Origin of the sequence: Xanthomonas sp. BRIP62409 (assembly GCF_003992965.1) — a bacterium.
GTDB classification, from domain to species: domain Bacteria; phylum Pseudomonadota; class Gammaproteobacteria; order Xanthomonadales; family Xanthomonadaceae; genus Xanthomonas; species Xanthomonas euroxanthea.
The window spans coordinates 37,932-52,885 of record NZ_QEZJ01000036.1; the positions used below are offsets into that span (position 1 = coordinate 37,932).

A 14,954-nucleotide genomic window follows, 5' to 3' on the forward strand; every position below is an offset into this window, starting at 1 on the left:
CAGTCGAGTTGCGCGAGGCTGGCGCTGTCCGCGGCAAAGCCGTGCTTGGCGAGCTGATCGCACGCGGCAAACAACGCAGCGGTCGACCGATGATTGCGGTGATCGGCGATGCCGACACCCTGGCATCGCGACGGCTGCATGAACGTTTTGGTTTTCGCACGGTCGGAATGTTCACCGGTAACGGCCGCACGCATGGTCGCCGGCTGGACGGTGTGCAGCTGCAACGCGCACTCGGCTCCGGTGACACCGCCCCTCCTTCTGATGAATGACCCCATGACTGAGCAAACCACCCACGTTCTGGACGATGCGCTGTCCGGCCAGCCGCATCGCATCGTCGAACGCGATGGCGTGCGCTATACCTTGCTCGGCACCGCGCACGTGTCACTCGCCAGCGTGGCTGCGGTGCAGCGGGCGATCGGCAGCGGCCGCTATGACGCGGTGGCAGTGGAACTGGACGCACAGCGCCTGCAGGCGCTCAGCGACCCGGATGCCCTCGCCCGGCTGGACCTGGTGCAGGTGATTCGCAAGGGACGGGTGGCCTTGTTTGCGGCGAATCTCGCCCTGGCCGCCTACCAGCGCCGCCTGGCCAAGCAGCTCGGCATCGAACCGGGCGCGGAGTTGAAGGAAGCGGTGAACCTGGCACGCGCGCAAGGTCTGCCGGTGCACCTGATCGATCGCGAGGTCGGCCTGACCTTCAAGCGCGCGTCCGGGCGGCTGGGATTCTTCGGCAAGATGAAACTGGCCGGTGGCCTGCTCGGTGGGCTGTTCGCGGCCGACGAGGTGGGCGAAGAGGAAATCGAGAAGCTCAAGCAAGGCGACATGCTGGAGGCAAGCTTCGGCGATTTCGCCAGCGAAAGCCCGGAGCTGTACGAAACCGTGATTGCCGAGCGCGACCAGTACATGGCCACGCGCCTGCGCGAGGAAGCCAGGACGGACCAGCGCGAGATACTGGCGGTGGTCGGCGCAGGACACCTGGCCGGTCTTGCGCGCCACCTGGAACAGGACACCGCCGCGCCCGGCCCATTGCGCGAGTCGCTGGAGTACGTGCAGCAGCGCAAGCGCATTCCGTGGATCACGCTGGGCATTCTGGCGGTCATCATCACCGGCATCGGCATCGGGTTCTGGCGCGGCGGCCTGAGCATGGGCGCGGACCTGTTATTGCAATGGGCGATGTATACCGGCGGCCTGGCCGCGCTGGGCTGCCTGCTGGCCGGCAGCCACCCGCTGAGCATCCTCACCGCGGCGGTCGTGGCGCCGTTCAAGCCGTTCCGCCTGAGCGTGCCGACCGGCGCGTTTGCCGCGCTGGTCGAGGTGCACATGCGCAAACCGGCCTATGGCGATTTCCTGTCGCTACGCGACGATGCGCAGACCTTGCGTGGCTGGTACCGCAATCGCGTCTCGCGCGTGGTGCTGACGTTCCTGCTGACCAACGTCGGCAGCATGGCCGGTGTATGGCTGGCGGGCGTGCAGATCTTCAATCGCTTGCACGGGTGATTAAAAAAGCCGTCACGACCTGTGGTCTATCGACGCCTTGTAGGAGCGCACCTGGGCGCGACGGGCGTTATCGGTAAAGCCGTCGCGCCCAGGTGCGCTCCTACGTGTGGTCGAGTTACGGAGTAGCTGGCTGATCGGGTGCGAGCTGCAGGCGTACCCAGACGCCGTAGTGGTCCGAGGCCCAGCGCCCCTCGGCATACGGCGTGTCGAACAGGATGCGTGCTTCGCGGGCGAGCAGCCGCTTCTGCTGGAAGAACACATGGTCGATACGCGCCGGCTTGTCGAAGACATGCAGGTTCAAGGTGCTCACGGTGGCGTCGCTGTTGCGATGCACGCTGCCGTAGCTGTCGCCATAGCCCTTGCGTAGCGCCTCCAGATCCAGGGCATCGGCGGCGGTGTTGAAGTCGCCGGCAATCACGACCGGTGCCTGATTGCTGGTGGAGGAAATGAAATCCAGCAGGTCCGCGACCTGGCGCGTGCGCGTGGCCGTGCCGCGTGCATCGGCACGCTCGTTGAGATGGGTGACGTAGACGTTGATCGGCTGGCCGTCGATGTCGACCTGCAGATGCGCGGCAACGCGGTAATCGTCCAGCGGCTGCAGCAGGCGCTGATGCCGGGCCAGCACCTTGCGCCGGCTCAGCAATGCGTTGCCGTAGCGCTTGGGCGCATCGACCGGGTTGACAGAGACAAAGCTGTAGTCGTACCCCAGCTTGCGCGCCAGCCAGGCGGCCTGGTTCTCCACGCTGCCGCGGCGTTCGATCACTTCCTGCAGCGCGATCACGTCCGGCGCCAGTTGCCTGAGTTCCTTGGCGATATGGGCACGACGCGCCGGCCAGTCTTCGCGGTCGTGATGCAGGTTGAGCGTGACCAGGGTCATCTCGCGCTGCACTGCGCTGGTCGATGGCACTGCCCGGGATGCAGGTTCTGCGCGATCGGGCCTGTCGACCTGCACTGGTTGCGCGGCCTGCACGGCCCGGGGCGCCTGCGTGGCTTGTACGGCAACAGAGCACGGCAGCAGCGCCGCCAACACGACCGGCCATCCGGCACGCCGCCGCGCCGGCGCTGCCCAGGCCGGTCGGGGTGCGTCAGTCATTGCGTGGCGCGCTCGGCCCGCCGCACCGCGCTGGGCACATCGATCTGCACGTTGGCCGGCAGCTGTTGAATCCGCAATTCGCCGTTCTGCCACTCGGCCGATTCGCCATTGATGCTGGCCTTGCCCGGCGTGCCCTGGTACGGCCATGGCAAAACCACCCCGCCCGGCGGCAGGATCAGCCCCGGCTGCAGTTGCAGCACCAGCTGTTTGTCAGTGCGCTGCAAGGTGTAATTGAGGCGTCCATACGGGGTGCGCAATTCGGCGATGCCGATGCCCTTGCCCTCGAACCAGCGCGTCGGCGTGCCGGCAGCGATGACCAGGCTGGCGTCGGATTCGCGCCCGTAGGCGAACATGTCCAGCACCGAGCGCACGAAATCCGAGGCGACCCAGGCATGCGGCAGGTCGCCGACGAAGAACGGCGTACGCGGCGTACGCGAGACCACCTCGGCCCACTGGTTCCAGGGTTGCGGCGCGCGGTCCTTGAAGAAGAACGCGGTGGCATCCCAGGCGCGTTCGCGCCAGCCCAGGCGCACGAATGCGGCCACGTTGCGCCATTCGTAGGGTGTGTAGTCCTTCCATTCGCGCTTGCCGTCGCGGCGGTCGGAAAACTCCTTCCAGTAGCGCTCGAAGGTATTGCTCAACAGGTCCTGCGGCAGGCGTTGCTGCTCGCCCCCCGGTGCCAGTGCGATGGTGGTCGAGGTCGCATCGAAGTCGCCCAGCTCGGCCGAGCCGGGCAGGAAATCCAGGGAGTGCTGGCGCACCGTCGCACCCAGCGAGGCGATCAGGTCGCCACTGAATTCGTCGCGTGCAGTGCTGAAGCGGGCGACCTCGTCGGGCTTGTCGAGCGCGCCGGCCAGCATCACCGCGTCCTTGTAGCCGCGCAGCGCCCAGAAGTTGTCCCAGTACGAATGCACCGGCTTGGCCGAATAGCCTTCGTGGCTGATCGACACCGGCATCATTCCGTAGAAGGCCGGGTTGCGCATGAAGTTGTCCTCGGTGCGCTCGCTGGCACGCAGCGTTTCCATGTAGTCGTACGCACCGGTCACGTGCGGCCACATCCTTTCCAGGAATGCCTTGTCGCCGGTGTAGCGGTAATACTCGGCGATGTTGAAGATCAGCTCGCCGTGGCTGTCGTTCTCCGGCACCGGATCGCTGCCGCGGTCGTCCACGCAGCACGGCACCATGCCGTCGGCGAACTGGTATGGCGCGAACCAGTCGACGTATTCGCGCACCACGTCCTCGCGGCCGAGTCGCAGCAGGCCTTCGGAAATCATCGCGCCGTCGCGGATCCAGCTGCGCGAGTAGGAACGCGTCCCCGGCTGCAGACGCGGGCCGATGCGCGAGATCAGCATATGCGCCAGCGCGGTGCGCAAGGTGTCGATCACCGGCTTGCCTTCGGCCGGCACGCTGATGCGCACGCGATCGAGCTTGCTGCGCCACTGCTGGGCCACCTGCTGTTGTGCCTTGTCGGCATCGAAGCCGGCCGGCAGCTGCGCGGTGCCGGTCTGCGGAATCACCAGCGCCACCTCGCGCCGTTGACCAGGCTCCAGCTTCCAGCGATACAGCAGCATGCCCGAGGCCAGGCCGGTCTCGTCCTTGACCTGGGTGATCGCCGGCGGCGTGGCGGCGGTGAGATGGCTGACGTCCATGCCACTGTCGAAGGCACTGGCAAAGCCGGCATCCGGAGGTTGCGCGGCGAATACGCGCGGCTTGCCGTTGACGCTGACCTGTGCGCCCTGCACGGCCAGCTGGTCGATCCGGCTGACACCGCCCAGGGTGTTGAGGAACTGGGTCGGCGGATTGACCTGGAACGGACGCACCGCCAAGGCCAGGGTGAACTCACGCGCGTCCTTGCCGGTGTTGTGCAGCTGATAGCGCGCGACCAGTTGCGCCTGATCGGGCGTGCCCTGCACGAACACGGTGACGCGCAGGTTCATCAGGTCGTGATGCCAGTCGACGCTGGGAATCGGCAGGTAGTCGTCCTGCAGGCTCTGCTCGCTGCTGACGTCGGACCAATGCAGCAGCTTGCCGCCGGTGACCACGAACGGCTCGATACTGAAGCCGCCCTTGCCCACTTCCACCGCGCCGTCCTCGCCGATCAGGCCCTGCTCGGTACCACCATCCAGGCCCAGGATGGTCCAGTACGGCTGCTCGCCGGAGAAACCGCGTGGATAGCTGCCGCGCGGCGCCTGCGCGGCCAGCGATTTGATGAAATCGTTCGGTGTGGCGGCGAAGGCCAGCGGCTGCAGCTGGACTTCCTTGATGCCGTAGCGCCAGTTGGGGCCGTCCTTGAGATCGAAGCGCAGGTAACGTGCCTCGGTATCGGGCAAGGCCAGCCAGTCGGTGCCGCCGGCACCGGCGGTGACGGTGCGCAGATCACGCCAGCCGCGCCCATCGCTGGACGCGCGCACCACGTATTGCGAGGCCTGCAGGCCAGGAACCCACTGCACCACCGCGCCGCCGAATTCGCGCACCTTGCCCAGATCCAGCGTGACGGTCTGCTGCTTGACCGCGCCACTGAGCCAGAAGGTCTCCGGCTTGCCGTCGGCCAGGCGTTGTTCCAGCGCGGGCGCGGTGTCGGTGATGGCCTCGGCCTTCAACGGCGAGGTGTCTTCCGGCGGCAGCGGCGTGAGCGTCAGACGGTCGAAGCACACCGTGCCCTTGCCGCCGACCTTGTTGTAGATGGTGAACTCGACATCTGCGCTGCTGCGCAGTTGCTTTTCCTGGCCCGGGCCCCAGGCCTTTTCGATGTTGCGCTTGCGATAGCCGACGGTGGTCCAGTTCTTCGGGAAATTGAAGCCGGGCCGGTTGACCCACCACACGTTGTCGCCGCTGGCATCGATCAGCTTGACCTGCAGGTCGTTGGACGGCGAATCGCCGCGCAGCGAAAAGCCGATGCGGTAATTCTCCGGATAGGTGATCGGCAGGTTGCGGCGGATGCCGACATAGCCGGACACGCCATTGAAGTTGTAATCCAGGCACAGGGCGTGGCCGCCGGAACTGGTGGCTACCGGCCGCAGCGAACCACTGACCTGGTTGGACACCACCAGGCGCCAGGCGCCGATGTCGTTGAAGCCGTCGAGCACGCGCTCCTGCGCCTGCGCCGTGCCCGCAAACGTCGCAACAGCGGTCATGGCAAACAGTCGCAGGAACACTGGTTTCACCCCTTCACACTCCCCAGCAGAAGACCTTGGATGTAGTAACGCTGCAGCGCCACGAACAATAGCAGCACCGGAATCACCGTCACCACCGCGCCGGCCATCATCAGCTCCACGTCCATGATGTGCTCGCGCGACAGCGCCGCCAATGCCACCGGCAAGGTGTACTGCTCCTGGTCGGTCAGCACGATCAGCGGCCACATGAAGTCGTTCCACGAGCCCATGAAGGTGAAGATGGTCAAGGTGACCAGCACCGGCTTGAGCATCGGCAGCACGATCTGGAAGAAGATCCGCATCTCGCTGGCGCCATCGATGCGGGCGGCTTCGATCAGCTCGTCGGGAATGCTGCGCGCGTACTGGCGCACCAGGAAGATGCCGAACACCGTCGCCAATGCCGGCACCACCACCCCGCCGATGTTGTTGACCAGATGCAGCTGCTTCATCAACAGGAACAGCGGCAGCATCGCCACCTGCGCAGGGATCACCAGCGCGGCCATCAGGATCTTGAAGATGCGCTCGCGGCCGACGAATTGCAGCTTGGCGAACGCATAGCCGGCCATGGTGTTGATCAGCAGCGAGCCGAGCGTGATCAGCCCGGACACCATCAGGCTGTTGGCGAAGTTGCGCGCCATGCCGGTGCGCGCGAACAGCTCGTGGTAGTTGGCAGTGGTGAACGCCGAGGGCAGCATCGGCGGCGGGAAGCGGCTGGCCTCGCCGGTGGGCATGAACGACACCGACAGCATCCACAGCAGCGGCGCCAGGCTGACCAGCGCCAGCATCAGCAGGCCACCGTTGATCAGCACGGCATTCCAGCGCGATTGGCCGACATCACGACTCATATCAAATCCCTCTTGCGGCCAAAGCGCAGCATCACGGTGGTCACCGCCAGAATGATCAGGAACAGCAGGAACGCCACCGCCGACGCGCGGCCGAGGTTCCACCACTTGAAGCCTTCCTCGAACATGAAGTACAGCACGCTCACGGTGCTCTGCAATGGGTCGCCGCGGGTCATCACATAGGGTTCGGCGAACAGCTGGAAATAGCCGGAAATGGTGATCACCCCGACCACCATCAGCACCGGGCCGAGCATCGGCAGGGTGATATGCAGGAACTGCTTCCAGCGCGAGGCGCCATCGATGCGCGCGGCCTCATACAGGTCCTGCGGGATCGCCTGCAGCCCGGCCAGGAAGATCACCATGTTGTAGCCGAAGTTCTTCCACACCGCGAACAGCATGATGGTCGGCATCGCCCAGCGCGGGTCGCCCAGCCAGTCGATCGGGGCGATGCCCAGATGGCTCAGGCCGAAGTTCACCAGGCCGTACTTGATGTGGAACAGATAGCGCCAGATCACCGCCACCGCCACCAGCGTGGTCACCACCGGGGCGAACAAGGCGGTACGGAACAACGCCTTGAAGCGCGAGGCCTTGGCATTGAGCAGCAATGCCGCGCCCAGCGACACGCCGATCGACATCGGCACGCCCAGCAGCACGAAATACGTGGTGTTCCACAACGACTTCCAGAACAGCGGGGTCTGCAGCAGGTCGATGTAGTTGCCCAGGCCGACGAAGCGCAGATGGCCGCTGTCGGCCAGTGCGTACAGATCGAAGTCGGTGACGCTGAGCACCAGCGCGGCAAACACCGGCACGCCGAAGAACATGCCCAGCACCAGGATCGACGGCGCGGCGAACACCCAGCCGGCGACGGAATTACGCTTCATCATCGTGCCGCCCCCTCGCCCGCTGCAGGCGCTGCGGCAGGTGTCGCCGCAGGCGTTGCCGGTGCACCGGCCGGACCGACATGCCCGCCCTCCTGTTCGAAGATCCAGCGGCGCTTGGCCAGGATCTCGTCCACGCGTTTATCCAGTTCCTGCACGGCGGCCTCATGTGATTGGCCGCCACGCACCACGCGCTCGGTCACCAGGCGCATTTCCTGCACGATGCGCTCCCACTCCAGCACCTTGGGCGTGGCCTTGACCCGCTCCAGCTGGTCGCCGAAGGCATGCGCCAGTTCGTCGTTGGCCAGCGAGGGCAACTTCCAGGTGCTGCGACGCGGCGGCAGGTCGCCGATGATGGCGTGGAAGCGCGCCTGCACCTGCGGCTGCGACAGGTATTCGATCAGCTTCCAGCTGGCGTCCTTGTGCTGCGACGACTTGAAGATCACCAGGCTGGAACCGCCGGCAATGCCCGCGCCCAGGCCGTTGGGCCCCGGCAGCGGCGCAGTGCCCCACTTGCCTTCCATGCCCGGCGGCTGGCGCAGCTTGAACTCGCGCACGTTCCACGGGCCGGACAGATAGAACGCGTAATAGCCGTTGAAGAACTCGTACCAGACGTTGGAGACCTGGGTCTCGGAGACCTTCGGCGCCCAGCCTTTCTGATACATGGTGTCGTAGAAGCCCAGCGCCTTGCGGAAGCCCTCGCCGCGAAAGTTGCCGTAGTTGTCGTGGTCGCGCAGCAGGCGGTCGTCCTGCTGCAGCGCGAACGACAGCTGCTGCTCGAACTCGTTGAGCGGCATCAGGATGGCGTAGCGGTCCGGGCCGACCTTGCGCTTGATCGCCGCCATCACCTGTTCCATCTCGGCCCAGGTCTTGGGCATCTCGCTATAGCCGGCCTCGCGCAGCAGGTCCTTGCGATAGAACAGCAGCCGGGTGTCCACATACCACGGCACGCCATACAGGGTGCCGTCGACCAGATTGGTGTCCCACACGCCGGGGAAATAATCCTGCGGGTCGACGATCCTGGAACGCGCCACATACGGCTGCATCGGTTCCAGCGTGTCCAGCAGGGCGAACTCCGGCAGCCAGGTGTTGCCGAGTTGGCACACGTCCGGCAAGCCGTCTGCGGCAAAGGCGGTCAGCAGCTTTTCGTGCGCCGCCGTCATCGGGATGTTCTGCACATCCACGTGGATGCCCGGGTTCTGCTTCTCGAAGTCGGTCACCAGCTCGGCGACCACTTCGGCCTCCTTGCCCATGGCCCAGAAGCGCACGGTGGTCTTGCCTGGATCGGAGCGTTCGCATCCGGCCACACCCAGACAGAGTGTGGCGGACAGTATCAACAGTTTCAAAAGGCGCACGGATTACTCGGGTTTGGGGCGTTGCGTGGAGTTTTGGCGTTGCGAGGGGTCTTGCTGGGCCTGGGCAGCGGCGGCACGCGACTCGGCCATGCCCAGCGAACGCGCGGCGGCCTTCTGCTCGTCCTTCTGCGGCGCCGGCTGCGGCTCGCCTTCGGGGGTGAGCCAGCCGCCGGTGAAACCGGCGCGTTCCAGACCGGCCCGGATGTAGGGGTTCTTCTTCATCACGGTCCAGACGAATTCGTTCTGGTAATTGGCGATCATCGCCAGGATCGGGCCCTGGTCGATGGCGATGTAGTCGCTGGCCACCCAGCCGCGATCGGGCACCATGCGCCCGGTCTTGAGCGGGATGTCGTAGTTGAAGCTGGGATTGAACGAATCCAGAAAGCCGTAGCTCGAGTACAGGAAGTCGCCATAGCGCTTGTGCATCTCCTCGGTGGCCGGGATCACCACTTCCGGGGCGAACACGATCGAGGAAATCGCCGCCGACGGCACGATGGTGCCGTCGTCGAAGTTCTCGCGCAGGCCGGCGCCGCGCGAGGAGTAATGGCGGAACTGGCGTTGCTCGCCGCGGTATTCCTGGCTGGTGTTCTGCGGCCCGTCGCCGGCGGTCAAACCCCAGACGTTCTCGCCGTAGTCCTTCCACTTCATCGGGTTGTCGATGGCGTAGTCGCGCTGGGCCAGGGTGGCGCGGCGGCTGTTGAGGAAATAGTCGATGCCGCGTTCGCGCATGTACTGGTCCTGGATATCGCGGAAATCGATCCAGACATGGCTGTATTGGTGGCCGAACAGCGGGCCGAAGGACAGGTATTCCTGGCCCTGGTAGACGCCCCAGTCGTTGTTGTAGGTGCGGGTCCAGCTGGTCCACGCATCCACATCCACGCCGTGGGTCGGCGAGCCGAGCGCGAGGATGTACAGCATCATCGCCTCGTTGTAGCCCATCCAGTCGTGGTCGATGAAGCCGCTCTCGGGGAACCAGCCCATCGAGATCAGCGGTGCGCGTTGCTGCAGCCAGCGCCAGTCCACGCGCTTGTACAGCGTATCGGCGATCTGGCGGATCTCTTTTTCGCGCGGGTCGTCGCCGTCGTAGTACGACTGGGTGAACAGCACGCCCATCATCAGCAGCGCGGTATCCACGCTCGACAGCTCGACCCAGCTGTCGTAGCGGTTGCCCTGCTGCATGTCCAGAAAGTGGTAGTAGAAGCCCTTGTACCCGGCCCTACCGGTCCGCTGCGGCCCCATCGGCGCATCACGGAAGAATTTCAGTGTGGTCAAGGTGCGGTCGATCGCCTGATTGCGACTGACCCAGCCATTCTCGATCCCGATCGGATACGCGGTCAGCGCGAACCCAACCGAGGCGATGCTGGCGAACGGGCGCGACGGAAACCGGTCCGGCGACAACCCATTGAGTTCGTTGGTGGTGTCCCAGAAAAACTGGAAGGTGCGACGCTCGATGTCCGAGAACAGCGGCGGAAGCGCCGGTTTGACCGGCTTGGGTGGCAGCTGTGCTTCCACCAGGATGACTTTCACCGGTGCCTTCTTTTCGGCCACCTTGGGCTCCTCTGCCTGTTTGCAGGACGCCAGCACCAGCGCGCCCAGCAATAGTGGAATCGTCAACCAATACGAAGTCCTGCCCCTGTTCATCCGCCCCCCACTCGTGTAATCGATTACATCTCGCACGCCAACCTACCCTATCCAAGCGCCGAGTTCGACCGCCCCGGCAACTGCCGGGGCGGTCGGATACCTCACCAGTTCAGGCCAAAGGCCAGACGGAAGGTACGCATCGGCGACGCCAGCACACCGGTCGGGGTGCCGTAAGCCGTGTTCAAGTCTCCGAGTGTCCCGGTCTCGCCGTTAAAGTTGGCGTAGTTCACCCAATTGAACACGTTGAGGATATCCGCACGCACGTTGAATTTGACACCTCCGCCGGTATCCCATTCTTTATTGGCGGCGATGCTGAACTCCTTGTAGCCCAGCGTGCCGTCCGGCTTGAACTGGACGATGTAGCACTGGTCGTTGCCGGCCAGGCAATTCTGCCCGTAACGCGCGGTCTGGCTGGCCAGCGACAGCTTGCCGGACAGTTTGACCTCGTAGGGCAGCTCGTAGATGCCGGTGACCACCAGGCGGTTCTTCGGAATGCCGCCGGCCTCGCGCCAGCCATAGTCCTCGATGCGTTCGCGATCCAGTGCGTAGTGCTCGCCGAACTGGCGGTTCTCCTTGGCATCGGAATAGGTGTAGGCCACGGTCAGGCCCCAGCCCGATTCCTCGTCGAACGGCTTTTCGACCTGCAGGGCTAGCTGGTTGTTGCGGGTTTCCACGCCGTTGGTCCCGAGCACGATGGCGCTGTAGCCGTCCGGGCCGTCGGTCGGCGAGCCGGAGGTGGTGCCCGGCTGGAAGAAGGAACCGTCCGGCAGGCGGTTGCCGCGCACGAACGCGAAGCCGTCATGGCTTTCGATACGGCTCAGGGTCACGTCGGTGAACCAGTCCTGGCCCCACAGCGGCACCATGTTGCGCATGCCGATGCTGAACTGGTCCGAGTACGGGGTCTTGATGTTGTTGTCGATCAGGTAGACCTCGCGCCCGCCGCCGCCGGTGCTGCTGCCGGTCAGGGTGTTCAGCCCTTCCTGCGTGCCGTAGGCCGGATTCCATGCCGTGCATGGGTCGCCCAGGCAGGCCTGGTTGTTGGCGCTGGTGAAGTAGTAGCTGTAGGAATTGAACGAGTTGTTGAGCTGCTCGAGCGCCAGGTAGTCGAAGATGTTGCGGTCGTAGGCGCGGCCGGCACCGCCGTAGATCACGTGGGCCTGATCGCCGAACAGGTCATAGGAGGCACCCAGGCGCGGCTGCCAGGCATTCTTGAACGCCTTGCGGTTGTTGCCGGTGCTGATGAAGTTGTTGATGTCGTAGTTGGCGTTGCGCAGGTTGGTCCAGTTCTGCAAGGCACCGGCGACGTCGGACGGGGTGACGAAGTCCAGGAATGCCGGGGTTTCTTCGTAGTCGTAGCGCACGCCCAGATTCAGGGTCCAGTGCTCGTTGACCTCCCAGTCGTCCTGCAGATAGATGCCGTACTGCTTGTTCTCGGACACCACCGAGCCGCCACCTTCGACCAGCGGCGCACCGAAGCGCACCCGGTACGGCGTTTCCACATCGCTGAGGATGTTGTAGTAGTACTGCGGGTTGGCCGGGTTGAACTGGGTGGAGTCCAGATCGATGCTCTTGAACTTCACGCCCATCTTGACGGTGTGCGCACCGTGCCATTCCAGGCTGTTCAAGGTCAGGTCGTCCTGGAAGGTCCAGCCCTTCTGCCCCTTGCGCTGGAAGCTGCTGCCGGCGCCGGCGGCAAGCACATCGGTCTCGTTGCCGCGGTTGGGCGTGTAGCTGAGGATGTAACCGTTGCCGTTGTTGATCGGCGCCTGGTTCCAGAACGCGCTCTCGTAGCTGAGGTTGGCCTCGTTGAGGAAGTTGGCGCCGCTGTACTGCCAACGCAGGTTGGCGCGCTTTTCTTCCTGGCCGTTGATGCTGCCGTGCTCAAGGGTCGAGGTGCCGCCGACGTCGTTGAGCTCGTCTTCCTTGCGGTACTTGCCGCTCAGCTCGAACAGGCTGTTGTCGCCGATGGTCCAGTCGATCTTGGCGAAGTACAGGTCTTCCTTGAACGGCGTGCTGTAGGTGGCGACCAGCGGCTGCAACTGCGCAGGCAGCTGATCGACGCGGTCCGAATAGATCGAGCCGGGGATCACCACGTTCGGGGTGGTGTATTCCTTGGCTTCATAGGCGACGAAGAAATGTGCCTTGTCCTTGAGGATCGGGCCGCTGAAGGTCGCGCCGTACTGGGTCTCCTCGAAGTCGTCACGCACGCCGGCGCGCTTTTCCAGCGGGCTCTCTTCACGCCAGCTGTCGTTGCTGGTGTCCCAGAAGAAGCTGCCGTGGAAATCGTTGGTACCGGACTTGGACGAGGCGACGATGGCCGCGCCGCTGACCTGGTCGAACTCGGCCTTGTAGTTGGAGGTGATGACCTTGTATTCGCCGATCGCCGACTGCGGGAACGGATTGCCGCGGCTGGAGTCCTGGCCGCTGACGCCGCCGGTGAGCACGTAGTTCTTCTGGCTGACGCCGTCGATATAGACGTTGGTGCCTTCGGCCGAGGTGGCGCCCGAACGGACCTTGGTGGTGCCGTTGGCATCGCGGGTGAACTGCACGTTCGGCACGGTGTCGGCCAGTTCCAGGAAGTTGCGCGTGGCACGCGGCAGGTTCTGGATCTGCACGTTGGAGATATAGGTGGCGTTCTCGGAGGTACGGGTTTCCACCAGTACCGGCGGCGCCTTGACCTGCACCGCGTCCAGCGTGGTGGCGTTACCACCTTCGGCCGTGGCCGGTTCGCCGCCGACGCCCAGGTTCAGGGTCGCGGTCTGGCCGACCTGCACGGTGACGTTCTGCGAGGTGGTCTGGCCGTTGGCGGTGACGTCCAGGCGGTACGAACCCGGCGGCAGGCCACCGAGCGAGTAGCCGCCGTTGCTGACCTGTACGGTGCGGGTCAGGCCGGTGGCGAGGTTGGTCGCGGTGACCTGGGCCTGGCTGGCAGGTGCCGAGTCGACGGTGACCTGGCCGCGGATCGTCGCGGCAGCACTCTGCGCGAAGGCCGGGGCGGCGCCCAGCAGCAGGCAACTGGCCAGGGCGCAGCTGAGCAGCTTGCGCGCCGGACTGGCGGAATGGGGGTAGTGGTGGCGCATTGGTCCCTCCAGGGATCGGTACAGAATGTTGTTGTGGCGTTGCGGCTTGCAGGAACGACCGCTGCGGGGGGCAGCGGGAGCGGACAGGACGTCCGCGAAAGGGTCAGGGGCTGGAAACGTCAGAGGCCGGGCTCGCCGGCGCCGCAGGAGGCGCGGACCACCAGCTCGGGCGTGAGCAGTTGGCGGATGCCGTCGTCGTGGCCGGGCTGGTCCACCAGCCGCATCAGCCGGCTCATCGCCTGTTCGCCCAGGCGCGCGATGCTGACCCGCATCGTGGTCAGCGCCGGATGGACGAAACGGGCCAGCGGAATGTCGTCGAAGCCGGCCAGTGCCACGTCGCCGGGTACCGAGACATCGGCCTGGGCAAAGGCGTACAGGCAGCCCAGCGCGGTCATGTCGTTGGCGGCGAATACCGCGTCGGGCAGCGCGCCGTCGGCCAGCATCGCCTGCCCGGCACGGTGGCCGGAGGCCTCGTCGAAGTCGCCAGGAAATTCGATGCCCTGCGCGGTGTCGCCGTGTGCGGCAATCGCATCGCGGAAGCCGCGCAGGCGTTCGCGCGCATCGAAGTTGAGCGCCGGCCCGCCGATGAAGGCGATGCGCCGATGCCCGGCCGAGAGCAGGTGTTCGGTCATCGCCATCGCGCCGGCATGGTCGTCGATGCTCAGCACCGGATAGGCGTCGCCGGGAACGTGCGCGTTGATCAGCACCGTGGGCAGCGCCTGCGGCAGGTTGTCGGTGAGGAACCCGGGCTGCTCGGCATACGGCGACAGCACCAGCAGACCATCCACCCGCCCGCGCATGGACTGCAACGCCCTGCCCTGCGCTTCGGGGTCGCCGTGGTAACTGGACACCAGCAGATGCTGGCCGGCAGCACGCGCCGCGCCGTCGATCCCGCGGATCAGCTCGGAAAAGAATTCGCCGTACAGATCCGGCAATACCACGCCCAGGGTCTGGGTGCGCCGGCTGCTCAGGCTGCGCGCCGCCGCATGCGGGCTGTAGCGCAAGCGTGCGGCCACGTCCTGCACCAGCTGGCGCACCGGCCCGGCGACGTTGTCGTGCCCATTGAGCGCACGCGACACCGTTGCAACGGAGACCTGTGCTTCCCGAGCGACATCTTTGATGGTGACCGCACCCTTGGCCATTCGTGTCGCCCTCCGCGACCGAGTCCCAAAACTGGCGCGGACTGTAAGCGTTTTCATACAAGGGCGTAAACCCCTGTCTTCACGCCCGTGAAAACGCTTACAGATCAAGCATCTGCAAGTGATGAATACGTGAAGCAATGTGTTGCGACGCAACAAATACTGCCCATACGTCCACGGATGAAGGCCGACCGCGATCACGGTTGGGGCGGTTTGGCGCTCCGGAGGGAACGGTCGCCGCCCGTAGGAGCGCACCCGGGCGCGACAGGCCTTACCGATA

Annotated in this window: 9 protein-coding genes and 1 pseudogene; 2 read left to right on the forward strand and 8 right to left on the reverse strand. The window is 65.2% G+C overall.

Annotated elements, in window-relative coordinates; genetic code table 11:
• Positions 1 to 32: 32 nt before the first annotated feature.
• Together EO170_RS20795 and EO170_RS20800 are read left to right on the forward strand one after the other, a co-directional pair.
• Positions 33 to 269, forward strand: a pseudogene (locus EO170_RS20795) (phosphinothricin acetyltransferase); the annotation flags it as partial.
• 4 nt (positions 270 to 273) lie between these two features.
• Positions 274 to 1,494, forward strand: a complete 1,221-nt coding sequence (locus EO170_RS20800) for a TraB/GumN family protein (RefSeq protein WP_180496629.1) — start codon at positions 274 to 276, stop codon at positions 1,492 to 1,494.
• Between the two features lie 115 nt (positions 1,495 to 1,609).
• Here EO170_RS20800 and EO170_RS20805 read toward each other — a convergent pair whose 3' ends face one another.
• From EO170_RS20805 to EO170_RS20840, 8 genes are all read right to left on the reverse strand, one after another.
• Positions 1,610 to 2,521: an endonuclease/exonuclease/phosphatase family protein gene (locus EO170_RS20805; RefSeq protein ID WP_164741128.1), complete on the reverse strand. Its 912-nt coding sequence runs from the start codon at positions 2,519 to 2,521 to the stop codon at positions 1,610 to 1,612.
• A 62-nt stretch (positions 2,522 to 2,583) separates the two neighbouring features.
• The gene (locus EO170_RS20810; RefSeq protein WP_164741122.1) at positions 2,584 to 5,721 is read right to left on the reverse strand and encodes a discoidin domain-containing protein; all 3,138 of its coding nucleotides are present in this window, start codon (positions 5,719 to 5,721) and stop codon (positions 2,584 to 2,586) included.
• A gap of 26 nt (positions 5,722 to 5,747) precedes the next feature.
• The gene (locus tag EO170_RS20815; protein WP_104582522.1) at positions 5,748 to 6,584 is read right to left on the reverse strand and encodes a carbohydrate ABC transporter permease; all 837 of its coding nucleotides are present in this window, start codon (positions 6,582 to 6,584) and stop codon (positions 5,748 to 5,750) included.
• Positions 6,581 to 7,465 (reverse strand): sugar ABC transporter permease, encoded by an 885-nt coding sequence (locus EO170_RS20820; protein WP_024940601.1) that lies wholly within the window; start codon positions 7,463 to 7,465, stop codon positions 6,581 to 6,583. Before EO170_RS20820 ends, EO170_RS20815 begins: the two co-directional genes overlap by 4 nt.
• Positions 7,462 to 8,814: a sugar ABC transporter substrate-binding protein gene (locus EO170_RS20825; protein ID WP_119128705.1), complete on the reverse strand. Its 1,353-nt coding sequence runs from the start codon at positions 8,812 to 8,814 to the stop codon at positions 7,462 to 7,464. Before EO170_RS20825 ends, EO170_RS20820 begins: the two co-directional genes overlap by 4 nt.
• A 3-nt stretch (positions 8,815 to 8,817) precedes the next feature.
• Positions 8,818 to 10,455, reverse strand: a complete 1,638-nt coding sequence (locus tag EO170_RS20830) for a glucoamylase family protein (protein WP_104582520.1) — start codon at positions 10,453 to 10,455, stop codon at positions 8,818 to 8,820.
• Between the two features lie 101 nt (positions 10,456 to 10,556).
• Positions 10,557 to 13,535: a TonB-dependent receptor gene (locus EO170_RS20835; protein ID WP_104582519.1), complete on the reverse strand. Its 2,979-nt coding sequence runs from the start codon at positions 13,533 to 13,535 to the stop codon at positions 10,557 to 10,559.
• Positions 13,536 to 13,654: 119 nt separating this feature from the next.
• Entirely contained in the window at positions 13,655 to 14,677 is a 1,023-nt protein-coding gene (locus EO170_RS20840; protein ID WP_104648989.1) for a LacI family DNA-binding transcriptional regulator, read from the reverse strand.
• Positions 14,678 to 14,954: the final 277 nt, after the last annotated feature.